At 44.7% G+C, this 22,952-nt stretch carries 17 protein-coding genes and 1 pseudogene; 11 read left to right on the top strand and 7 right to left on the bottom strand.

Translation table 11 applies throughout. The features are described from left to right. Nucleotides 1–76: 76 nt before the first annotated feature. The 6 genes and pseudogenes from aspT to R7Z49_RS21910 all read left to right on the top strand — a co-directional run. A pseudogene (gene aspT, locus R7Z49_RS21935) lies at nt 77–1,573 on the top strand (aspartate-alanine antiporter); the annotation flags it as partial. A gap of 95 nt (nt 1,574–1,668) precedes the next feature. Then, nucleotides 1,669–3,264, top strand: a complete 1,596-nt coding sequence (locus tag R7Z49_RS21930) for a bifunctional aspartate transaminase/aspartate 4-decarboxylase (protein ID WP_318112031.1) — start codon at nt 1,669–1,671, stop codon at nt 3,262–3,264. Nucleotides 3,265–3,389: 125 nt separating this feature from the next. Continuing rightward, nucleotides 3,390–4,247 (top strand): pyridoxal kinase PdxY, encoded by an 858-nt coding sequence (pdxY, locus tag R7Z49_RS21925; protein ID WP_033906186.1) that lies wholly within the window; start codon nt 3,390–3,392, stop codon nt 4,245–4,247. Nucleotides 4,248–4,457: 210 nt separating this feature from the next. Next, entirely contained in the window at nt 4,458–5,627 is a 1,170-nt protein-coding gene (locus R7Z49_RS21920; RefSeq protein WP_017634571.1) for a patatin-like phospholipase family protein, read from the top strand. A gap of 17 nt (nt 5,628–5,644) precedes the next feature. Then, nucleotides 5,645–6,073: a hypothetical protein gene (locus R7Z49_RS21915; RefSeq protein ID WP_047102715.1), complete on the top strand. Its 429-nt coding sequence runs from the start codon at nt 5,645–5,647 to the stop codon at nt 6,071–6,073. Nucleotides 6,074–6,216: 143 nt separating this feature from the next. Next, on the top strand, nt 6,217–7,125 hold the full coding sequence (locus tag R7Z49_RS21910) for a LysR family transcriptional regulator (RefSeq protein ID WP_017821360.1): 909 nt from the start codon (nt 6,217–6,219) through the stop codon (nt 7,123–7,125). 287 nt (nt 7,126–7,412) lie between these two features. Here R7Z49_RS21910 and R7Z49_RS21905 read toward each other — a convergent pair whose 3' ends face one another. The 5 genes from R7Z49_RS21905 to R7Z49_RS21885 form a co-directional block, all read right to left on the bottom strand. After that, the gene (locus R7Z49_RS21905) at nt 7,413–8,564 is read right to left on the bottom strand and encodes an ABC transporter permease (protein ID WP_186584979.1); all 1,152 of its coding nucleotides are present in this window, start codon (nt 8,562–8,564) and stop codon (nt 7,413–7,415) included. Further along, nucleotides 8,561–9,727 (bottom strand): ABC transporter permease, encoded by a 1,167-nt coding sequence (locus R7Z49_RS21900; RefSeq protein WP_213894317.1) that lies wholly within the window; start codon nt 9,725–9,727, stop codon nt 8,561–8,563. Before R7Z49_RS21900 ends, R7Z49_RS21905 begins: the two co-directional genes overlap by 4 nt. A gap of 22 nt (nt 9,728–9,749) precedes the next feature. Next, nucleotides 9,750–10,730 (bottom strand): HlyD family secretion protein, encoded by a 981-nt coding sequence (locus tag R7Z49_RS21895; RefSeq protein ID WP_149192518.1) that lies wholly within the window; start codon nt 10,728–10,730, stop codon nt 9,750–9,752. A gap of 3 nt (nt 10,731–10,733) precedes the next feature. Further along, entirely contained in the window at nt 10,734–12,149 is a 1,416-nt protein-coding gene (locus R7Z49_RS21890; protein ID WP_025768106.1) for a TolC family protein, read from the bottom strand. 130 nt (nt 12,150–12,279) lie between these two features. Next, nucleotides 12,280–12,507: a hypothetical protein gene (locus R7Z49_RS21885; RefSeq protein WP_005377125.1), complete on the bottom strand. Its 228-nt coding sequence runs from the start codon at nt 12,505–12,507 to the stop codon at nt 12,280–12,282. A gap of 476 nt (nt 12,508–12,983) precedes the next feature. On the opposite strand from R7Z49_RS21885, the gene R7Z49_RS21880 reads away from it, so the two are divergent. Beyond that, complete coding sequence (locus tag R7Z49_RS21880) at nt 12,984–14,603, top strand: sensor histidine kinase (RefSeq protein WP_285400562.1); 1,620 nt, start codon at nt 12,984–12,986, stop codon at nt 14,601–14,603. After that, nucleotides 14,600–15,286 carry a response regulator gene (locus R7Z49_RS21875; protein WP_167415241.1) on the top strand — a complete coding sequence of 229 codons (687 nt, stop codon included), beginning with the start codon at nt 14,600–14,602 and terminating at the stop codon, nt 15,284–15,286. Before R7Z49_RS21880 ends, R7Z49_RS21875 begins: the two co-directional genes overlap by 4 nt. Nucleotides 15,287–15,377: 91 nt before the next feature. Here R7Z49_RS21875 and R7Z49_RS21870 read toward each other — a convergent pair whose 3' ends face one another. Both R7Z49_RS21870 and R7Z49_RS21865 read right to left on the bottom strand, forming a co-directional pair. After that, nucleotides 15,378–17,513, bottom strand: a complete 2,136-nt coding sequence (locus R7Z49_RS21870; RefSeq protein WP_318112028.1) for a TonB-dependent siderophore receptor — start codon at nt 17,511–17,513, stop codon at nt 15,378–15,380. A 99-nt stretch (nt 17,514–17,612) separates the two neighbouring features. Beyond that, on the bottom strand, nt 17,613–18,578 hold the full coding sequence (locus R7Z49_RS21865) for a helix-turn-helix domain-containing protein (protein ID WP_005387160.1): 966 nt from the start codon (nt 18,576–18,578) through the stop codon (nt 17,613–17,615). A gap of 537 nt (nt 18,579–19,115) precedes the next feature. Between R7Z49_RS21865 and zwf the strand changes: the two genes are divergently transcribed. The 3 genes from zwf to gnd are packed head-to-tail and all read left to right on the top strand — an operon-like array spanning nt 19,116 to nt 22,818. Further along, nucleotides 19,116–20,618: a glucose-6-phosphate dehydrogenase gene (zwf, locus tag R7Z49_RS21860; RefSeq protein WP_017634563.1), complete on the top strand. Its 1,503-nt coding sequence runs from the start codon at nt 19,116–19,118 to the stop codon at nt 20,616–20,618. After that, a complete protein-coding gene (pgl, locus tag R7Z49_RS21855) occupies nt 20,615–21,331 on the top strand; it encodes a 6-phosphogluconolactonase (RefSeq protein ID WP_017634562.1) in 717 nt (238 codons plus the stop codon). Before zwf ends, pgl begins: the two co-directional genes overlap by 4 nt. 38 nt (nt 21,332–21,369) lie before the next feature. After that, nucleotides 21,370–22,818, top strand: coding sequence for a decarboxylating NADP(+)-dependent phosphogluconate dehydrogenase (gnd, locus tag R7Z49_RS21850; RefSeq protein ID WP_005377160.1), 1,449 nt, complete (start codon nt 21,370–21,372; stop codon nt 22,816–22,818). Nucleotides 22,819–22,952 lie beyond the last annotated feature (134 nt).

Here is a 22,952-nt window from a genome sequence, read left to right as displayed (position 1 = left end):
CTACGATGATTAACTGATGTAACCGATCAGATCGTAACTTCCTGATTTAGTTCCATCGAATTACGCAACAAAGCCGTATCAAGGTGGTGCGCAGTTCTTCAAAGCATTGAACTTTAGAACCATCAACATTCTACTTTCTGCCGTGGTTATGACGGTTTCAGGTCTGCTTTGTGTGTTAGCGGCAGCTTGGATGTTTGATCTAGACAGAGGTACGGCAGCTGGTCTTGCAGCTGGTGGTTTGACTCAATCGGCAATCATCGGTACAGCGGGTGATGCGATCGCACGTCTTGGTGGTGTGACAGAAGAAGCGAAACACCTAATGCAGACCAACGTCGCAGTAGGCTACGCAGTTACGTACATCTTTGGTTCGCTGGGTCCAATTCTTATGGTGACATGGGTATTCCCAACACTGATGAAGTGGGATATCCGAGCAGAAGCGATTGCTCTAGAAGAGAAAAACTCAAATGGTAAGCGCGATCTAGCGCCGGGTGAATTCAACGCAGTAACCGCGCTGGTTACACGAGCATTTAAAGTGAGCAAAGATGGCGGGCTAGCAGGCAAAACCCTAGCTCAGTTAAACCAACACGCTCTAGCTGCTTGTATTGAATTGATTCAACGTGATGGCAAAGTGTTAGAAGTGGACAAATTCACAGCACTGAAAGAAGGGGATGTCATTGTTGTAACAGGTCGTCGTAATGCGGTACATCAGTTGCAAGATGGTTTGGCTGACAACGAGATTGCACTTCCAGAAGGCTATGAAGTTATTGAAGAAAACCGTCAACTGATCGCAGACAACCGCAAACTGATTGGTAAGTCGCTGCAAGAGATCAAAGAGGCTTCGAACCAAGGTTCAATGCGCGGCATTTATGTGACGGATTACATTCGTGAAGGCAGCTCTATCGAAATGACGCCGGACCTTGTGGTGAAGAAAAACGACGTCATCCAGCTTACAGGTACAGCAAAAGACATTAATCGCGTTGAGAAAAACATCGGTCAACGCATGGGCTCTGCAACCATGACGGATTTCATTGTGCTTGGTATGGGTATGGTGCTTGGTCTATTGATTGGTCTTATCAGCTTTAAGATTGCAGGTATTCCCGTCACCATCGGTTCTGGTGCAGGTTGTTTGATCTCAGGTTTGATCGTCGGTTGGTTGCGTAGCCGCAATCCCCACGTTGCTCAGTTCCCAGAAGGGGCGGCGAACTTCATTCGAGATTTCGGTTTGGCAGCATTTGTGGGCATTGTTGGCCTAGAGGCAGGCCCTCAAGCGGTCGACACAATCAAAGAACACGGTATGTCTCTGTTGTTCCTTGGTATGGCTGTGACCATTATTCCTCAGTTTATTTCGTTCTTTTTCTCATACTTTGTATTGAAGATTAAGAACCCAGTTGAAGCACTAGGTTGTGTTACAGGTGGACGAAGTGCGAACCCAGCATTCGCGGCTTTAATGGAAAAAACAGGCAACGCAACGCCAGTATTCTCATTCACCGTGACTTATGCAGTCGCCAATGTACTGCTTACCCTATGGGGTCCAATTATTGTCGGCATTATTACTTTAAACGCAGGCATGTAATTTAAATAAATTCGAACACACTTATCGCCTAATTAAATAGGCGATAGGGAAAGTAATATCCAAATTTAAGTAAATAATAGATTCAGGTAAATATTATGACTACGCAAAACACAACAATTGATTTTTCAAAATTTGCAGATTTAAGCCCATTTGAATTAAAAGATAAACTAATTGAAGTGGCACAAACTGTTCCTGACCGCGCGTTATTAGATGCTGGTCGTGGTAACCCTAACTTTCTAGCGACGCTACCACGTAAAGCGTTCATTCGTTTGGGTGAATTCGCAGTGTTGGAAGCAGAGCGCACTTACTCATACCTAGATGGTGGCTTCGGTGGCATTCCTGATGGTGTGGGCATTGTTGAGCGCTTCGACACGTTTGCAAACGACAATAAGAAAGACCAAGGCGTGCAGTTCTTAGAAAAGTCGCTGAGCTACGCAAAAGACCGTTTGGGTCTAGAGAAACAAGCATTCTTGAATGAACTGGTTAACGCATACCTTGCATGTAACTACCCAGTGCCACCACGTATGTTGACGAACATCGAAACCGTTGTGAAGCAATACATTGCAGAAGAAATGTACGGCCCAATGCCAATGACAACAGACTTCGATCTGTTTGCAACTGAAGGCGGTACGGCGTCTATGACGTACACCTTCCAAACTATGTTCAACAACGGTTTGTTGAAGAAAGGTGACAAGGTAGCGCTAATCACTCCAATCTTTACGCCGTACCTAGAAATTCCAGAACTGAGTGAATACGAACTGGAAATCGTTGAACTACGTTTGGATGAGACAACATGGCAGCTGCCGATGTCTGAAATCGAAAAGCTTGCAGATACAGACATCAAACTGCTTTGTGTCGTGAACCCAGCAAACCCAGCGTCTGTGAAGTTCTCGGATGAGACTCTGGATAACCTATCAAATTTTGTGAACAACGAACGTAGCGACTTGTTCATTGTGACTGACGATGTATACGGCACATTTGCGGACGACTTTGTCTCACTGTTCGCGAAACTGCCATACAACACGCTTTGTGTTTACTCGTTCTCTAAGTACTTCGGTGCAACAGGCTGGCGTTTAGGCTCGATTGCGATTCAACACAACAACGTGTTTGACGATGCAATGCGCTGCCTTCCTGAAGCGCGTCAACTTGAGTTAGACGACCGTTACAAAACGCTGACTCCGGAACCACGTGAGATCAAGTTTATTGACCGTATCGTTGCAGATAGCCGCAGCGTAGCGCTTAACCACACAGCAGGTTTGTCTCTTCCTCAACAAGTTCAAATGGCGTTGTTCTCATTGAACTGCTTGATGGACTCAGAACAAAACTACAAAGAAGCATGTAAACGCATCATCCGCGAGCGTTACAAAACTCTGTACAAAAACATGGGTGTAGAAATTGAAGAAAACAAAGATCGTGTGGACTACTACACGCTGCTTGAGCTCGACACTTTGGGCGGCAAATTGTACGGACCAGCCTTCGTTGAATGGTTCAAAGCGAGCGAGAAGGGCAAAGACTTCCTGTTCCGTCTTGCACATGAAACCGGCGTTATCCTACTTCCAGGCCAAGGCTTCGATGTAGTACACGCATCAGTTCGAGTTTCGTTAGCAAACCTTACTCATCACGAATACGAGCTTATCGGTCGTGCAACGCGCAAAGTGTTGGATGAGTACTTCGCTGAGTTCCAAGGCTAATTAATCCAGCCTGATTAAGAATAAGCCTCGGCGTTGTCGAGGCTATTCCGACCAAATAAGCACAGTGCGCGATATTGTGTTTATTTAGTCGCCAAGCTAACAAACTTCTCAATTAAGAGTGACTTATGAAAAGCATTATTTCTATTCAATCTCATGTGGTTTATGGCCACGCAGGAAACAGTTCTGCCGTCTTCCCGATGCAGAGAATGGGCCTCGAAGTCTGGCCAATTCACACGGTTCAGTTTTCAAATCACACTCAGTACCAGCAAGGTTGGACTGGACAGAAGTTTGGGGCAGATGAAATTCATTCTCTAATGAGAGGCTTAGATAACATCGAGAAGTTAGGCGAATGTGGCGCGATACTGTCCGGTTATCAAGGCAGCGCAGAGCAATGTCGAGCGGTGGCCGAAGCGGTAAGTTTAGTCAAATCGCGTAACCATAGTGCACTGTATGTGTGTGACCCAGTTATGGGTGATCCAGACAAAGGTTGCATTGTGGCAGACGGTGTCAAAGAAGCGATAAGCCATAGCTTGTTGCCCATCGCTGATGTGATTGTTCCTAACCAGTTTGAACTGAGCGAGTTAACAGGTGTGAAAATTAACTCTCTTTATGATGCGGTCACTGCATGTAAAAAAGCCTTAGAGTTAGGACCGAAAATGGTATTGGTGAAACACCTGCATGCACTAACAGATGACGCCTTCAGTATGATTTTAGCGACGCCGAAAGCAAGCTATTTGGCCCAACGACCTAGTGTTGAATTTGCTATGCAGCCAGTCGGAGTCGGTGATTTAATTTCTGCTATTTTTACCTCTTGTTTGGTGAAGAAGATGTCTCCTGTCGCAGCCTTTCGTCATACACATAACGCCGTTTACGGTGTATTGGAGATCACAAAAGGCTATGGCACATGGGAGCTACAGACGATCAATGCCCAATACGAATTTGTCGAACCGACGCATGAGTTCAACGTCGTGAAAATTGCTTAGCGCAGTACCTAATTAACGGAGAAGCGTAAAGTTAGCATATAGAAACTTGGCATAATTGCTTTGATGGATAGCATCCTACAATCGCGATTATGGGGTTTAGCCGTGCCTAGCTATAGTAACTCCAAACAACGAAACGGACTTCATTTTGACCCAATTAACTTCAAACTGAGTCTCTGGTCATACGCCAGAGAACATTAAATGAGACTGATTATGAATCGTTTAATTTCCTCTGGTGTGACGGTTGCACTTTCGCTGCTGATAGTAGCTTGTAGTTCACCTCATACGCTGGATGTTCGTGTTTCTCAAAGCAACTATAAAGATGTCGAGATCGCGAGTTCGACACCAAATGAGCCACTTCGAATGTGGGCCAATGAAGCGCCGGATTTTCTCTACTCAGCGCACAATCAAACCACACCGATCAAAGTAGAGGGTGAACAGCTCAATATTTTGGCCTTATCGGGTGGTGGCGTAAACGGTGCATACGGGGCCGGCGTTTTGATGGGGCTACAGGAAAAGGGGGAGCTAAAAGATTATGCCATCATTACTGGAGTCAGTGCGGGTGCCCTAATCGCTCCTTTTGTTTTCATTGGCGGTGATGCGATGCCAAAGATGAAAGAAGTCATGCTCAACATCAATGATAAGAATATTTTGGGTAAGAAGAACTTCTTAAATACCCTGTTTAAGGACGCGTTTACCGATGGTGAGAACCTCTATGATTTCATCGCAGACGCTTACCCTGAGCCCATGATCGAGGCGATGGCGCAGCAACACCGCAATGGTAAACGCCTCTTTATTGGCAGTACACATTTTGATTCAGGCGAACTGGTGATTTGGAATATTGGTGCGATTGCGAACAGTGATTTAGCGGACAAATCTGAACTTATTTACAAGGTGCTTGCTGCGAGCGCATCGATCCCTGGTGTTTTCCCTCCACAATTTATCGATGTTGAACATGATGGAGAAACACTTGAGGAGTTACACGTAGATGGCGGTCTCGCAGCGCAGGTGTTCTTTAATCCGTCTAACTTCAACTATCAACAAATCTCAGATGCTTTGGGGTTAGAAAAAGCGCCTCAGTTGGATGTGATTCGCAATGGTGCGTTAAAAGCGCCGTATCGTCCACTAAAAGACAAAGGTTTGGACTTGGTATCGAAGAGTGTCTCAAGCCTTACGCTAGCGCAAACTCGTGGTGATCTCTATCGAATGAAATACATCAGTGAAATCAACGATATCGAGATGCAGTTTACCTACATTGATCAAGATTTCAGATACGCCAAAGTAACGAAAGATATGTTCGATCACCGCTACTTGCTGACGATTTACGAATATGGATTCAAAAAAGCCACCCAAGGGCAACTTTGGGTAACTGAACTCCCTTAATACAGGAAAACGATACAATGAAAAAAGCCGTTCTTACACTCATGATGCTTACCGCTTCCGCGACTGCATTCGCCCAAAGTGGAGCCCATCTTGACCAGCAAAAAGTGGATAGTGATATGCAGCAACTGTCTGCAATCAAAGAAGAAGGTGCAGCCTTTATTATGATTGACGAGAACTCGAGTTACGTGGCGGTCGAGTTCGTGGGAAAGTGGGAAGAGATCAACAACTATGTGTCACACAAAGAAGCGAAACAACGTAAATTGGAAAAAGTGAACAAGCAGTTCGTGTACTCTCAGGTCGGTGAAACGTTGGAGTCACTTGAGCAAAAAGTCGTTGACCACATTTACGCTGATCAACCTAAATATTTCAGTGTCGATGTCTACCGTGATTACCATGGTGACTCAGGAGAATTCAACTATTTAGCTCGTGTCGTTGAGTACAACTAAGTTAGAGAAAACCTACTGACGCTAGTAGGTTTTTTTTGTGTTGTCGAGAAGGAATTCAAACGCAGATTGTTACCGTTACCAAGTAGCAATTCTACGATCTTGTGGTAATTTAATTAGATAACTCTAAAAAGTAAGCACAACCTATGAATTTTAGTTTTGAACAACTTCTCGCGTTCGTAACCGTTTATGAACAGCTTTCGTTTAGTAAGGCGGCGGTCAAACTCAATAAGCACCGAACTACAATAGGGCAGGTGATTACCAATCTTGAAGATCAACTGGCGGTCAACCTGTTTGAGCGAGTGGGGCGCTCGGTAGAACCGACAGAAGATGGTCATCTTCTTTACCACTATGCTAAGCAAACCATCGAACAAGCACGTACTTTCGATAAAGTCGCATTAAGTCTGGCTTACGGTGGGTTAGAGAATGTTAGTATCGCCTATTCAAGCGCTATACCACACCGTTTTCTTGTATTGCTTCGTATTCAATTAGCAGCAGATTTTCCGATGATGCGAGTTAACTTTCTTGTTCGTAATCGCAACGAAATTAAAGAGGGTTTACAGAATGGTGAGTATCAATTCGGTATTGTCAATGTGCATGATAGTCGAGCAATACATAGTTTGGATGCGACGTTTTTAGGTCATTTTGAATTTGTTCCTTTCGTCCAGAAAGGTGGTGAACTCGCTTCTGTGGCACCAGATCGAGTATTGACAGCCTTGAGGAATAGTAAACAATTTGTACTGCGGTCTCTTATTGAAGAGGGAATGGGCGAAAAAGTCATCGTAAGTTCGAACCATGAAGAGGTCGACCAATTGGCCCTTGTAGTGAAAATGGTTGAAGCAGGTTTAGGATGGGCGATTCTCCCCAGAACGTTTGCCCATTCGGAGTTTTCTAATAATCATATAGAGCCAGTGGAAGCTTCTGAATTATTGGAAGGTTTTAAGTTTGGTTTTGGCCTATGGTGCCAACCCTCTAAGCAAGTCGGTGATGTAAAAAATTCAATCATGAAGGTCGTTACAGAATACCGAGAGAAAATAATCCGTGATATGACTTAGCGGCGACATGTATCCTGCTCATCCCTATCAACAACAAGACTCAATGTGAGTCTTGTTTTTTTGTGTCTGAAAAACGTTATCGTTCTAGCGAAGAGCTAATGTCTATTGGAAGGATATAACCCTCTATATGAGAGTATGGAGTCCATAGTTTTTGGCTTAATCTAACCTCGCTCAATGGGTAAGCCCAGAGCAAAAAGTGTTTTTACCATATGTCCGCTGCAAGGACGCAGATTTTCAGCCGGGTTTAGTTACCCGGCTTTTTTTATAGTAATAAAAAATGTCAGCTGTCACCCCAAGCTCTCTGTTACAACTGGCTTGTTACTTCGCTTAGCAATCCAGTACGCAACGCTACCCCAAAGCACGGTGAGTGCCCAAAGCGCCGTCCAATGTGGAGCGACTTGTTGCCAGGTTGCCCCCATTTGGTTTAGCGCTAAGAAAGCTTTTATCGCCCAAGTGCTTGGGCTTAAATCAGCAATCCATAATAAGGGAGTAGGTATGGCTTCAATTGGCCAAATAAAACCAGCCAAGAAAATGAGCGGCATAGAGCTCACTAAGACGACTAAGGTGACAAGTTCACGCCGAGGTAATAAGTAACCTAGCCAGAAGCCTAGTCCGCAACAACCTAAAAAGAACGGGAACAACATAGCTAGCAATTCGCCCGCGTTGGCGATATGGTTTACGTTTAAGCGTTCGAAGCTAAAACCAAAATAATAGGCGCCGAGTAAATAATAAATTGCCACAAATACTAACGTTCTCACAAGCAACAGCGATCCCGTTGATACTTGTGACCAATAGCCACGACCATGACGCTGTGTTCCCGTTTGTAATCCAACCGCCATGATCAACGTTTGTTGTAAAATCAGAACAAATACTGCCGGCACTACGTATTCGATGTAACCCATGGTTGGGTTGAACGTTGGTTTCATATTAAGCTTAATAGCAGAGTAATTATGGCTAGCCATACTCATGGGCACACCATCTATCACCATTTTACTGACTTTCACTTGGGCCCCTAATGTGCCTCCAGCTTGGGCCAATCCTTCTACCACGGTTCCGTACACGAGAAAATACGAGGCGTCCGCAGCGTAGGCCAGAGTCGGGCTTTTACCTAGCATTAGGTCTTTGTAAAAGTGTTCCGGTATGACTAAAAAACCGGTGATCTCTCGTTGTAAAAATGCTTGCTTTGCATCGGCAATCGTATGAAGTCGAGTGACTACGTTGACTTGTGGGGTGGCATCAACCATACGTTCCAGCTTTAAACTCGTCAGACTACCATCTAGATTAACAATCGCGATTGGTTGTTCACGAGGCGTTTGTTGTGCATAAGGCAAAGGGTATAAAAACGAGTAAAATACGACACCACCAAACACGGTCAACGTAACGACTGGATTGGTTAGAACGGCCTTAAGTTCCGCTTTAATCAGTTGCCACAATGTCATACCGCCTCCTTCGCTTGGCGTGTTGATGAAGCTGTTCGATGTTTACCCATCAAGGCAGCGGTAATGAGCAGAGGCATAACGTAACCAATCATAGGCCATAGCGAGCTTAAAGATTGCGCGGCCGATGCTCCATAGTTTGCTTGACTCACTTGTACTTCAATGTAATGGGTAATCGGCAATAATGAACGCCATGCATAAGCGAGTGTGTTCATGTCAGAAACTGGGAATGTAATTCCCATGAAAGCGAAACTTGGAGCCGTAAACGCGCCAGCAAAACTCATCGCACGTGCAGGATCCATCGACAAGAAGAAGAACAACGCTCCCATAATGATACAGGCGATAACCGTCGCCAATTGTGCTAGTAGCATAACCACAAAACTGCCTTCCATTGGCCAATCAAGCACGGAATAAAACCAGTACAAGAACAACGCACCTTGCGCCATAAAGACCGGAATGTACTGACTTAATAGGGTAGTGAGCCTGGCGTATGGCTTTTCGCCCAAAAATGCAAATCCATTCTTTCCACCATAAATGCGAAAGTGCGCGGCAAGAATCAAAATAGTGCTTACTACAATACATATTTGCCAAATGGCTGGAACGATAGCCGTTACCAAAAATTGTGCGTAGTTATTGTTACGGTTAAATAATGCGGTTATTTGTGTCGACACGGGTACAGCTTGTCCAGCCGCTGCTAACGTTGTGGTGTTACCCTTAGCCAAGTTTCCCATTACTTCAACCTGAGCGTCGAAATAGCCTTGTGCTTGCGCAACGGCAGAGTTGATCAGTTTCGCTACCAAAATGTACTGACTGTTGTAAAAGACAGAAAGTTGAGGTTGGCGGTGTTGGAGAATATCTTGGTCGAACTTAGATGGGATGACCGCGTAAGCGTAGATATCGCCTTCAATCATCGCATTTTTTGCTTCGCTTGCACTGGTGTAGTGATAGTTAACAGCCAGACTCGACGACGCATCCAAAGATTGAATGAGCTTTCGAGAAAGTTGGGAATGTTGTAGATCAACCACACCGATTGGCAGATCCCGGGCAATGCCCGCAGAGAACACTCCCCAAATCATCATCGCGAGCAAAATCGGTATCCAAGTAAGGCACGAAAGCAACCACTTGTCTCGTCGTAAGATATGCCGCTGTGAAATCTTAATCGTCATAGCATTAACCTAGTGGTTGTGATTAAAGTTCAACGACAACACTCATTCCCATACGCAGTTCAGGTTCGGGTTGAGCTGGACGAGCTTCTACTTCAAAGGTACGAAGATCAAAACCTTGAGAAGCATCGGTTGCTCTCCACGTTGCAAAGTCACCCATAACGGCAACATGCGTTACTTTGAACTCAACATTTTTGTTTAAGGCAGGCAAATAGGCATCAAAGGTTGCTCCTTTTCTAAAGTGTTGAAGGTAATCTTCACGCACATTAAGTGTCGCCCAGGCATCTTCTGTATCTATCACAGTAACAACCGGGAAGCCCTGAGGTGCTAATTCACCACTTTGAAGTAGAACTTGAGAGACTTCGCCGTCAAACCAGCTGTAGATCTGAGTATCTTTCGCGTACGCTTCTACTTCGGCTACGGCACCTGATGCCATGCGCGCTTTTTCCGCCGCAGCCACTTTGGTTTCACTTCTAGCGCCTTCTTTTGCCATTTCGTACATTTGAAACGCGGCACTTTCTGTGTATTTCGCTGCTTGCCACTGCGTTAAAGCTTCATCGCGCTTTTGTTCTGCAACCACGCCATCGTTATAAAGGTTATTTACACGATTGTAGGTTTTTTCCATTAAATTCGCAGCGGCTTTGGCTTTCATCCACTGATCTTTTGCTGCTTGGATTTGTTGCTCACGTGCGCCTTTCTCAGCTTCTTGAGCTAAAGCGTCCGCCGCTTTTTCACCTGCTTTTGCTTGTTCTAACTTCGCTTCAATTTCAGGACTATGAAGGGTAAAAATAAGCTGACCTTTCTCTACATCGTCGCCTTTACGTACCATTACCTCATCAATACGCCCTGGGACTTTTGAGGAAATGCTGTATTGCTGGGCTTCAATTAATCCCTGTAAGCGGATCGGTTCCGAATGATAGGCTTGGTAAAATTGATACCCAACCCAAGAGGCAACACCCAAAGCACAAAGTGAGAGTAAAACGGGTTTTAGTGATTTAGCTGCCATGATTTATTTCACCTCTTTGGATGTTGAAGCAGGGATATAAGCGGTATTTTGATATTGTTCGAAGCTGTTCATTTCACTGCTCAATGCGAGTAGCTTGGTTAAAGATATTAAATAGCGGAAACGCGCCGCTGAACGCTGTGTTTCTATACTCGCGACATAAAGTTGTGCATCCACAACATCCAGCGAAGACGACAGACCCTGAGTAAATGCTTTTTCACGCAAGCGCAGGTTTTCGTTAGCGAGTTCAATGCTAGATGCGAGCCCTTGTACTTCATCAATGGCTTGCTGAGCCTCCAAGTATGTCTTTTGGACTAACAGCGATAAGTCTTGTTTGGCTTGGGACTTTAATGAGTCGACCTGCGAGACGACGCTTTGAGCGGCTTTGACTTTTTCGCTTCGCCCTGATGATTCAATCAGTGGAATGCTGACACCAACACCAACTAACCAGTCTGGCTTCATTTGGCTTGCGAGAGAATCGTCTTCATACAAGCTGTAGTCGCCGTAAAGATAAACTTCAGGGTAGTATTTCCCTTTTTCTGCTTTGATTAAGCTAGAGGCTTGTTTGTGTTTAGCGCTCAGAAGTTCTAACCCCGGATAGGTAAGCAACGTTTGATCGACAAAAGCGCTAAGAGGGGGAAGACTGTCGTTGATAAACAAAGATTCAGCGGGCTCTACGGCGTCATCTTGTGCGAGTAATTTACCTAATGCAGCCTGAGCGATACTCAAATCGCTGGCAGCTTTACGTGTTTCTACGGATGCTTTATCTAAAGAAGCCTCGGCTTGCAGGCGCTCAACGTGCGCGATTTGTCCTTGCTCTTCAAGCTTAATGGCAAAATCTCGATGCTTTTTTAGCCCAGCTTCAACCGCTTGCCGCGTTGCGAGTACTTCCTTTGCCAGTACGACAGAAAAGTAGTACTTCGATAAATCTTCAAAACGCGCTTGTTGTTCCATTAGAAGCTGACTTTTCGCCTCATCCGTTTTGCCTTCTGCTGCTGATTGAGCCGCAGAAATTCTACCACCAGTAAAAATTGGCCAAATGGCACGAATAGACGAAGAGAAAATATCGCGCTCGGTTATGGTCGAAGTGGTATTAGCTAAGGCACCAAAAATAGGCTGAAAAGCAGGAGGTACGTTAATGTGTGCTCCTGTGCTGTCTAGGATCTGTTTTCCCGACAGCGTGATATCGGTATCTAAACGCGTGTAATTCGCGCCAATAGTAACCTGAGGTAAGTTGAGATTGCTGGTGGCACTCTCTTGGTATTGGTAGTTCTCGACGTTTGAGCGTTGAGCTTTAAGAGAATAGTTGTTTTCTAGCAATAGCTGCCATGCGGTATCAAAAGTGATCGGTGCCGCATGACAGGCAAGGGAAATCGAGCTGCTAAGTAAGCCCAGTATCCAAACCTTTCCTGTTTTTTTCATAATGGCTGCTTTGTCGTAGAGTATTAGCTCTAATATAAAGGATTCGTAACTGCGTGTTAAGTAGGAGGGAAAATTGGGCAGTAGTATGCGCCCAGTTATATTTGTGCTGGGCGCGGGAGATGTTACAAATTTATTTCGTATATGGACAGTGAAACTCCGCTCTCCACTCGAGCTGACGAGAACCTCGCATCGTATTCAATAGATCTTTTCCACTCATTTGAGGGAACGATAACAGGACTTTGAGATCAGAAGTACCGCCTCCGTTTTTTTCATAAGCCCTGACGTGTGTAAATGTTGAATACATATTCTCTGACAGCATCGCCTTATTCAGGCATATTCCAAAGGTATCGCGTTCCATGTTTGGTGTTCCTTCTAACTATAAATGCACCTCTGTTTATAGTTTTCCAGTTTTCAGATGGTGTCTAAGTGTTTGTCATATAGTCAGTATTTGTGTTTTGTTTTATTTTTGTCCAAACCACTGACATCAATGTTGAGCTTTTAATAGACTTCCAGCTTCACTGCTTTCAAACCGAAACTCTCATTGGTTTCGTTGATTAAAAATTATACGTTGTAAAGTCTAAAAACGCCTCAAAAACCGCTAAAATCGATGTGATCGCGATCATGATTTTAAGGGCAATTTATGTATGGAATTGAGTATCAGAGAGGAATGCTAAATTTGGTGAATGGTTGTAATTTTATGTTTCAGCTCGTCGATTAATTAACCGTAAACTCTGCGGTTTGCTTGTCTTCCTCACAGATTTATCACCACGACAACGTCATGCTGTTAACTGAGTGTTAACGTTACGCTCAAGAGTGAATCACAAGGATGTATCAATGAGTTGGAAAACCATCAGCTTTCGTAAGCGGATGCTCATTATCATGACGCTATCGGGGTTGATAGAGCTGTTATTGCTTGTCGCCGCAGGGTTCACTTATCTCAAAATCAATCAAGAGCAAGAAATGGGAGAAAAAGCACTGGGTGTTGCCCGTTTTTTAGCGGACTCAGCGGTTGTTCGTGAAATGATCGAAACCCAACACCCCCAGCCATACCAACTTCGCTTTCGAGAATTAACCGAAGCCATAGGTGCTGCATTCATCGTTATTGGCGACCATAAGGGAGTACGCTTAATCCACCCTGTTGATGAGCGGTTGGGCAAGCCAATGAGAGGTGGCGACAATCGTCGAGCGCTAGAGCAGGGGTTGTCTTATGTTTCGACGGCACAGGGCTCGTTAGGTTATTCAGTTCGTGGTAAAGCTGCGATTTTTGACGAGCAAGGGAACATCATTGGTGTGGTTTCGGTTGGCTATTTGCTCGACCGACTGCAAGACCGCATCGAACCATTTTTGGCCTTTTTGATTTTAATGGTCATCGTAGTTGTCGTCGCTAATGCCATTGTATCCAATTATGCGTCGAGAAAGTTTCAGCGCGCCATTTTAGGCTTTGAGCCTGAAGAGATAGGGCGGTTGTACGGCGAATTAGAAGTGACGATGAGCACTATCAAAGAGGGCGTGTTAAGCATTGATGCCCAAGGGATACTTCGCTCGATAAATCGTAGTGCCTGCCAGATTCTCGGTATTGATAGAGAATCAGCGCTCAATAAACCTTTGACTGACACGCTGCGTGATAGCGATCTATATACAGTATTAGAAAGCGGGCAGGAAGATCATGATATTGAAATATTCCTTAATCATAAGCGCCTGATTGCAAATCGCTCTCCAATTTATGTTGATGGAAAAATCGTGGGGGCGGTATCGAGTTTCCGTTTAAGGGATGAAATTAATGATCTAACCGAGCAGCTATCACAAACCAAGGAATATGCAGATTTGTTACGTTCGCAAACCCATGAGCATCGAAATAAGCTCAACACCATTAGTGGGCTAGTACAAATGGGTGAGCTTGATGCGGTGCAAAAGTTAATTGGACAAGAAACCGCACACTATCAAGCAATGATTGAGTTTTTAAGAGATACCGTTAAGGACCCGCTAATTGCAGGTATGTTGCTTGGAAAAACTGAACGTGCTCGCGAGTTAGGCTTACAACTGGTGGTTGAGGAAGGCAGTCGTCTGGAGCCCCTACCTGAGTGGCTAAATTCGGAAGACCTTGTCACAATTTTGGGTAATTTGATTGATAACGCTTTCGATGCCACGTTAACTTCAATTCGCGATGAATCAAATGTTGCGTCAGAACGCAGAAACATTGATGTGTCCGTTAGCGATTACGGAAATGAAGTGATACTTGAGGTGATAGATCATGGCTGTGGCCTCCCAAAAACAGTGGATCCACAAACATTATTTACAAAAGGCGTTTCGACGAAATCTCGTCAAAATCGAGGTGTTGGGTTACACCTTGTCAATCAGCTTGCTACTCGATATCACGGCCATGTTGAGATGATACCCAATACAAATTATGGGACAAGAATAACGGTGTACTTACCCAAGGAAGAACAAATATGAGTATGGCGACTCGCGTAATGATCATTGAAGATGATCTGGCTATTGCTGAGCTGCACCACAAATACTTAAGCCAACTGACAGGTTTGGAAGTGGTTGGAATTGCGACCACGAGAATGGAAGCAGAAATGCAACTCGACATTCTTAAGCCAGATTTACTATTGATGGATGTCTATCTTCCCGATGGCACAGGGCTTGAGATACTAAATACACTGCGTGCAAGTAACCAAACGTGTGATGTCATTTTGATTACAGCCGCAAGGGATGTCGATACGTTACAACAGGCGATGAGGGGTGGCGTTGTCGATTACCTGTTAAAACCAGTGATGTTTCCACGTTTAGATGCCGCACTGAAAAAGTATGTGTCCCAACGCCAACAACTAGACATCGTAGAGAGTTTGGATCAGAACCTCGTTGATAAAATGCTGCAGTCTCACGCCAATCAAGACAACTTGCCGAACCGATTACCAAAAGGGATTGATGGTGTAACCCTAGACAAGATCAGAGAGTTGTTCCCAAATGGCAGTGTGCTGACCGCTGATGAGGCAGGTGAAAAAATCGGAGTGAGCCGAACAACCGCTAGACGTTATCTTGAGTTTCTTATCAGTACTGGTGAACTAGAGGCTGATTTAAACTATGGGTCGGTAGGTAGGCCAGAAAGGTGCTATAAAAAAGTGACACGGTAGCGTTTATATTGATGCTCTATGCAAAATAAAAAGCGATGGCTTGTTTTAGAAACCATCGCTTTACAAATTACTGCTGTTCTGTTCTAAGAGGTTAGAAGTTGTATTCTAACTTCGCTTCGATAGAGCGCTCAGCGCCAAACCAACAGTTATTTTTGTCGTAACAAGAATAGTATTCTTTATCGAATAGATTGCTTGCAGAAAGCGTGACGCTAGCCCCTTTCATTGATTCAGATACCGTTGAGAAATCGTAACTTGCTGCCAAATCAAACAAGGTGTAGTCCGGTACTTTTTGACTATTCTGTGCATCAATTTGTGCTTCCCCGACATAGCGAACGCCAGCACTGGTACGAAGGCCTGAAAGATTTCCTTCAAAGAAGTAATTGGCCCATAGAGAGGCCGTTTGCTCAGGTACCCAAACCGGCGTTTTACCTTCTTGGTTGTAATAACTGTCCTCGGTAATCTCCATATCGGTATATGTATAGCCTAGAGTGAAATCAGCTTGTGCTGTGGCTTGCCATTTTGCCTCAAGTTCAATACCTTGTGATACCACTTCGCCCGCTTGATAGTTCGGTGCATATGGATTATTCGGATCGGTCAAGATCGCGTTTTTCTTCGTAATATGGAAGAGTGCTAAGTTACCTGAGATATCACCAGATAATGGTGCGTATTTAAAGCCTAACTCCCATTGATGGCCGGTTGATGGCTCAAATGCTTTACCAGAAGAGTCGGCACCCGCAATTGGCTCAAAACTTTCCGAGTAAGTAAGGTATGGCGAGAGACCAAAGTCTAGCTCATACAAACCACCGACTCGGAAAGATACGTTGGTATCGTCTAACTCTTCCTTGCTCTTGGATACTGTTCCTAGATAATCGCTAACGGCGTCTGTATTTGAATCGTATTTATCCCAACGAAGACCTGCAATCATTACAAGTTGGTCGTAACGAACTTGATCTTGGAAATAAACGCCAATCTGCTTCGTTTTGATATCCAAGTTTTGTTTGTATTGGAAATTCAGTGCATTACGATCAATGCTGTTGTGGTCAGGATTAAAAATGTCCTGAGTTAGCGAATACCCAAGCGTGTCTTTGTATTTTACATCTGAATCTAGATACTGATAATCAAGCCCGAACAATAAGTTATGTTCAAAATTTCCTGTTTTAACGTAGCCAGATAGTTGGTTGTCAATCACAAAGGATTTGGACTTTTCATCGGTTAAATAGGCATTTCGACCAACGGTACGGTTATCCGCTTCAAGTGCACCGTTATATGTGTTTTCCTGATAGGCATCGGCGGTCATGTAGCGGGCATTCTGTAGAAATTGCCAATTGTTGTTAAAGTCGTGTTGGACTTTGTAACCCATCATCAGAACTTCGCGTTCGTAAGTGTTCCAGTCCTCATCCCCCAAATAAGTGCTTGGTGACATCGAGCCAAGTGGGTTTTTAATCACTGAGCCAGACGCAGGCACAGTCGTGTAGATACCTGCTGATGGATCATTTTGATAGTAAACATTCACGTTCACTAATGTGCTTTCTGTCGCTTGCCAATTGAAAGATGGGGCGAGTACATAACGTTCATCTTCAGACGTATCGGCTTGACCATCTCGCTGTTTTGCCAGGCCGACGATACGGTAATCCACATTAGAATCACCAATTTGTCCTGTGGTGTCGAACGTCAGTTCTTTTAGGCTGTTAGTCCCTGTACTAATCGAGACAGAGTGCGAGGGTGTTGACTGAGGCGCCTTGGCGATAATGTTGACCATACCTCCTGGTGGAATATTGCCGTAAAGAACAGACGTTGGCCCTTTAAAAACCTCGATTTGCTCAAGAGCAACGGAATCGACCTGCGGTTGAAGGTTCCAACCGTTGTACAGCAAAGGAAGACCATCATAAAAGTTGGTGTAGTTAATAAAACCACGAATATTGAATAGGTCAAGTCGGGAAACGGCACCACCACGCAATTCTGTATTTACGCCAGGCGCATAACGCAATGCTTCGCTCACCGAGTTTACGCCGCGTAGGTCCATGTCATCTTTAGTGATTACCGTGATCGCTTGCGGTGTTTCCTCCGGTTCTAAAACGGTTTTAGTTGCGGTGTTTCGGTATGTTTCTCCTAGCACCGTAATCGTTTCGTGTTGGAATACGCTCTCAGTCGCATTGGCGTGGCCAGCGAGCAATGCGGATACGACGATAGCAACCGCTGAACGATGAAATCGAATCGGACTTTCCATATTTATAAATTCCACTACTTTTTCTATTTATTGATAATGATTGTTATTTGTATTCTATATTCAAAGAAATAGGAAAAGTTAACAATTTGGTGCAAAACACTAATCTTTGGAACTTATTCTTCTGTTCTTAGGTTTTAAAGATAGCGAGTCGTTTGGCTCGACAGGAATCCAATACTGCATTTGTGCTTGTTCGCTATCAACATCATAACCTTCTGGATAAAGCTCTAACTCATAACCATCGATAGCATGATAATTAGAGTAGGGTAGCCAATGTAAAATAAACCATTCCAGCGTTGAGGCGAGCTCTGATGCTTTGCCTATGTGTGTAATGACGGCGTAGGTTTGCTCAGGAACAGCCAAGAGGTCTAACCCCGAGTTGGAAGAGTTCGTTGATCTTGGTGCGTTTGCTGTTGGACTGCACTCATAACCTGCCCAATACTCAAGTTGTTGGTTGTTTGAATACGCTTGAGTCACATCAATCACGCCAAAGTAACTACTTTCCGAATTGTTAAGGTTTTCAGATGAATAAAGACGTGACCAAAGTGACGGTACTTTGGATTGGAAATCGGGCGTAGCGGAAAACAATCCGTGAATAGGTTCATGATAACCAGCAAGTTCAAAAGCCGGTTTTGTTTCTATTCGAACTTCAATAAAGCGCTGATGTTTTTTCTCTTCTTCTGGTGTCTTACGCAGCGTCAAAGGTTGCCTCAACCCGGAGAGTTGTTGCGTTTTTCGATATTCGCGGGGGCTTTTTGAAAACATATTCCTGAACGCACGGCTAAATGCGTGTTCAGATGTAAATCCCATTTCTATCGCTATATCTAACGAGCGGTCAGAAGTATGGATTAAGCGCTCAGCCGCAAGGCTAAGTTTAAGCTCTCTGATGTAGTGAGCGACGGATACGCCAGTGTGTTGTTGAAATACGCGTTGCAGTTGCCAGCGCGACCAACAACTTGCTTTCGATATTTCATCTACGCTCAGAGTGCTGTCTAAGTTGGTGTGAATGTAGTCAAGCACCGATTGTATTCGGTTTATGGGATGTGGGTTAATGGCGCTTGATTTCATGGCGTTCTACTTTCACATTAATAGTGATTTCATTATCTTTAATTGAGTATCATTATCAATAGGATGATGAAATAAAAAGTAAGTAACACAGATCACGATAAAACTGTAATGGATTGCAAGGATGAGTAATTATTGTCCATATTAGAGTTTTTGCTTAAATTTTGGAGCGTTCAGATGAAACTTTTTTTATCAATAAAATACAATCGCTTATGACGTTTTGTGCAACTTATTTAAACGTTTGCACTGGCAAGTGTTGATGTAAATCAAATAGTCGTAGACAATATTGCCCCGTGTCGGACTCTCCTCCAGCGAGTACAGTGTGTACTTTTGAGACATAAGTGACTTAAATGACCTCAATACGTCGTGTTTCCAAGAATCGGAAATGCAACTTCTTGAGGTTCTTTGGGCCCATAGACTTTACCTATCAACGTAATAGGTAAGACCAATTTTCTATTTTGAGGTGCCATTGATAGGGTTGGCTCATTCTCTAGCCGTATCCGGGCACACAATAAGTACCTCGTTTTTAAGGGAAAGATGATGGTAATACCAGAAAACAGCAGCATCGTTATTTTTGGTGCTTCAGGTGACCTTACGTACCGTAAGCTCATTCCTGCTTTATACCACCTCTACGCGAACAAGCAGCTTCCAGAGAATTTTGCCATTCTGGGTGTAAGTCGCACTGAATACAGTGATGAGTCTTACCGCGCGAAGCTGAAAAAATCGCTTCAGGAAATGGAAAAGACTGAGCCAGAAACGCTTGATGCATTTATTAACCATCTGCACTACCAAGCAATTAATACTTCTGACACACAAGATTACGGTAAGCTATCTTCTCGCTTAGACCAACTTGCGGACGAATATCAATTCGAGCAACGCAATACGCTTTTTTACTTAGCAACCCCACCAAGTTTATACAGTGTGATCCCTGCAAGTCTTGCAGCACATGGTCTTAACAGTGAAGAGGATGGCTGGAAACGCCTGATCATTGAGAAACCATTCGGCTATGATCTTGAATCGGCGCGTATTCTGGACAAAGAAATTCACGAGCACTTCCAAGAGCATCAAATCTACCGAATTGACCATTACTTAGGTAAAGAAACGGTACAAAACCTACTTGTGCTTCGTTTCTCTAATGCGATGTTTGAGCCACTTTGGAACCGTAACTTCATTGATTACGTTGAAATCACAGGCGCAGAATTCCTTGGCGTAGAGGAGCGTGGTGGTTACTACGACAACTCTGGCGCTGTGCGCGACATGTTCCAAAACCACTTGCTACAAGTATTAGCAATGGTAGGTATGGAACCACCAGCGCAAATCAATGCAGACTCGATGCGTGATGAAGTGGTAAAAGTGCTTCAATGCCTAAAGCCATTAGACGAAAACGCTCTGCGCAATGACCTAGTATTAGGCCAATACACGGCGTCTGAAGTCCGTGGGCAAAGCCTACGCGGCTACCGTGAAGAGCCGGGAGTTGCAGACGATTCTCGTACAGAGACTTACATCGGTTTGAAAGCGTACATCAACAACTGGCGTTGGAATGGCGTGCCATTTTACGTGCGTACTGGTAAGCGTCTTCCAACACGCGTTACTGAGGTGGTTATCCACTTTAAACAAACACCGCATCCTGTGTTTGGTCAAAACGCACCAGAAAACAAGCTGATCATTCGTATTCAACCAGACGAAGGCATTCAAATGAGCTTTGGCTTGAAAGAGCCAGGCGCAGGCTTTGAAGCGAAGGAAGTGAAAATGAACTTCCATTACGCTGACCTGCAAGAAACGCAAATGCTAACGGCATACGAGCGTCTTCTACTTGATGCTTTGAATGGTGATGCTACGCTATTTGCACGTAGTGATGCGGTGGAAGCGTGCTGGCAATACGTACAGCCAATCTTAGATTTTAAGCAAGATCCACAATCCCTCTTCGGGTACGCATGCGGCACTTGGGGACCTAAAGAGTCAGATGACTTGTTACAGCGTGATGGCCGCGCTTGGCGTTTCCCATGTAAAAACTTAACAGATACGGATTACTGTGAACTATGATCAACCATAAGATCTACCAAACAGCAGAACAGGTAGTTGAAAGCCTAGCTAACGATATGAAAGCGTTTAGCGAAATGGGCAGACCTGTTCACATCTCTCTTTCTGGCGGCAGCACTCCTAAAATGCTGTTTAAACTACTGGCTTCAGAGGCTTACGCAACCTCCATTCAATGGGAAAACCTCCACTTTTGGTGGGGTGACGAACGTTGTGTTGCCCCTGACGATGCAGAAAGCAACTACGGTGAAGCGAACACGTTGTTGTTTAGCCAAGTAAATATTCCTGCGGAAAACATTCACCGCATCCGTGGCGAAGATGAGCCTAAAGCAGAAGCCGAGCGCTTTGCAAAAGAGATGGCAGAGGTGATCCCGAGTGAAAACGGCACACCTGTGTTTGACTGGATCTTATTAGGCGTTGGTGCAGATGGTCATACAGCTTCTCTGTTCCCTGGCCAAACGAATTATGATGATGCGAACCTATCTCTTGTGGCGTCGCATCCTGAATCGGGCCAACTTCGTGTGTCGAAAACCGCACGCGTATTAGAAGCAGCGAAACGCATTAGTTACTTAGTGCTTGGTGCAGGAAAAGCGGACATTGTTGAAGAAATTAACAGTTCACCAGCACACGCACTGCCATACCCAGCGGCTAAGATTCAAGCGAAATCGGGCCTAACGGAATGGTATTTAGATTTAGACGCGGCAGCAAAAATTGCTTAAGACGCTGCTCGTCGATGAAATAAAATTGGAGAGAAACAATGAAAGGTGATATCGGTGTAATTGGCCTAGCAGTAATGGGTCAAAACCTTATCCTAAACATGAACGATCACGGCTTTAAAGTGGTTGCTCACAACCGTACTGCTGCTAAAGTAGACGAGTTCCTGGAAGGTCCAGCAAAAGGCACGAACATCATCGGTGCATACTCTCTAGAAGAACTAGTAGAGAAGCTAGAAACGCCGCGTAAAGTAATGTTGATGGTTCGCGCTGGTGACGTTGTAGACAAGTTCATCGAAGCGCTAGTACCTCTGCTAGACAAAGGCGACATCATTATTGACGGTGGTAACACTAACTACCCAGATACAAACCGTCGTGTTGCTGCACTACGTGAAAAAGGTATCCACTTCATCGGTACTGGTGTATCTGGTGGTGAAGAAGGTGCGCGCTTCGGTCCATCTATCATGCCTGGCGGTGCTGCTGAAGCATGGGAAGCGGTTAAGCCTATCTTCCAAGGTATCGCTGCGAAAACTGACGCTGGTGAGCCATGTTGTGACTGGGTTGGTAACGACGGTGCTGGTCACTTCGTTAAGATGGTACACAACGGTATCGAATACGGTGACATGCAGCTTATCACAGAAGCTTACCAGTTCATGAAAGACGGTCTTGGTATGTCTGCAGACGAGATGCAAGCAGTATTCGCTGATTGGAACAAGACTGAGCTAGACAGCTACCTTGTTGAAATCACGGCTGACATTCTTGGCTACAAAGATGAAGACGGTGAGCCTCTCGTTGAAAAGATCCTAGACACAGCAGGCCAAAAAGGTACTGGTAAATGGACTGGTATCAACGCACTAGACCTAGGTATTCCACTAACACTTATCTCTGAGTCTGTATTCTCTCGTTGTCTATCTGCACTGAAAGACCAACGTGTTGAAGCTGAATCTCTATTCGGTAAGACAATCACTCCAGTTGAAGGCGACAAGCAAGAGTGGGTTGATGCACTACGTCAAGCGCTACTAGCTTCTAAGATCATCTCTTACGCTCAAGGCTTCATGCTAATGCGCGAAGCGTCTAACGAGAACGGTTGGGACTTAAACTACGGTAACGTAGCTCTAATGTGGCGTGGCGGTTGTATCATCCGTTCTGCGTTCCTAGGCAACATCCGTGATGCGTACGAAGCGAACCCAGACATCGCATTCCTTGGTTCTGATGAGTACTTCAAAAACATCCTACAAGGCAGCCTAGCAGCATGGCGTAAAGTAGCAGCGAAATCTCTAGAATCTGGTATCCCAATGCCATGTACGATTTCTGCGCTATCTTTCCTAGACGGTTACACAACAGCTCGTCTACCAGCGAACCTGCTTCAAGCTCAACGTGACTACTTCGGTGCTCACACTTATGAGCGCATTGACCGTCCACGTGGTGAATTCTTCCACACTAACTGGACTGGTACAGGCGGCGACACAGCGTCTACAACTTACGACGTGTAATCGTTTTAAGTAAACCGACTAAATATAAAGATATAAAGGGATGCCCAAGTGGCATCCTTTTTTGTTTTCAGCCCTAAACCACCTACTTCAGTAGGTGGTTATCATCCGTTTCGGCTTTGCCTGTAAAACTACTC

Source organism: Vibrio sp. 1562 (genome assembly GCF_033340155.1).
GTDB lineage: Bacteria > Pseudomonadota > Gammaproteobacteria > Enterobacterales > Vibrionaceae > Vibrio > Vibrio alginolyticus.
The sequence above is the reverse complement of the archived record's forward strand: the minus strand, read 5'-3'. Positions and strand labels throughout refer to the sequence as shown.

What these genes read in the sequence shown, in the direction of transcription:
- R7Z49_RS21910 (WP_017821360.1), top strand. Translation starts at nt 6,217, where the DNA reads ATGAATTTTAGTTTTGAACAACTTCTCGCGTTCGTAACCGTTTATGAA.
- R7Z49_RS21920 (WP_017634571.1), top strand. Translation starts at nt 4,458, where the DNA reads ATGAATCGTTTAATTTCCTCTGGTGTGACGGTTGCACTTTCGCTGCTG.
- zwf (WP_017634563.1), top strand. Translation starts at nt 19,116, where the DNA reads ATGGTAATACCAGAAAACAGCAGCATCGTTATTTTTGGTGCTTCAGGT.
- R7Z49_RS21890 (WP_025768106.1), bottom strand. Translation starts at nt 12,149, where the DNA reads ATGAAAAAAACAGGAAAGGTTTGGATACTGGGCTTACTTAGCAGCTCG.
- R7Z49_RS21880 (WP_285400562.1), top strand. Translation starts at nt 12,984, where the DNA reads ATGAGTTGGAAAACCATCAGCTTTCGTAAGCGGATGCTCATTATCATG.
- R7Z49_RS21875 (WP_167415241.1), top strand. Translation starts at nt 14,600, where the DNA reads ATGAGTATGGCGACTCGCGTAATGATCATTGAAGATGATCTGGCTATT.
- gnd (WP_005377160.1), top strand. Translation starts at nt 21,370, where the DNA reads ATGAAAGGTGATATCGGTGTAATTGGCCTAGCAGTAATGGGTCAAAAC.
- R7Z49_RS21895 (WP_149192518.1), bottom strand. Translation starts at nt 10,730, where the DNA reads ATGGCAGCTAAATCACTAAAACCCGTTTTACTCTCACTTTGTGCTTTG.
- R7Z49_RS21900 (WP_213894317.1), bottom strand. Translation starts at nt 9,727, where the DNA reads ATGACGATTAAGATTTCACAGCGGCATATCTTACGACGAGACAAGTGG.
- pgl (WP_017634562.1), top strand. Translation starts at nt 20,615, where the DNA reads ATGATCAACCATAAGATCTACCAAACAGCAGAACAGGTAGTTGAAAGC.
- R7Z49_RS21870 (WP_318112028.1), bottom strand. Translation starts at nt 17,513, where the DNA reads ATGGAAAGTCCGATTCGATTTCATCGTTCAGCGGTTGCTATCGTCGTA.
- R7Z49_RS21915 (WP_047102715.1), top strand. Translation starts at nt 5,645, where the DNA reads ATGAAAAAAGCCGTTCTTACACTCATGATGCTTACCGCTTCCGCGACT.
- R7Z49_RS21930 (WP_318112031.1), top strand. Translation starts at nt 1,669, where the DNA reads ATGACTACGCAAAACACAACAATTGATTTTTCAAAATTTGCAGATTTA.
- R7Z49_RS21905 (WP_186584979.1), bottom strand. Translation starts at nt 8,564, where the DNA reads ATGACATTGTGGCAACTGATTAAAGCGGAACTTAAGGCCGTTCTAACC.
- R7Z49_RS21885 (WP_005377125.1), bottom strand. Translation starts at nt 12,507, where the DNA reads ATGGAACGCGATACCTTTGGAATATGCCTGAATAAGGCGATGCTGTCA.
- pdxY (WP_033906186.1), top strand. Translation starts at nt 3,390, where the DNA reads ATGAAAAGCATTATTTCTATTCAATCTCATGTGGTTTATGGCCACGCA.
- R7Z49_RS21865 (WP_005387160.1), bottom strand. Translation starts at nt 18,578, where the DNA reads ATGAAATCAAGCGCCATTAACCCACATCCCATAAACCGAATACAATCG.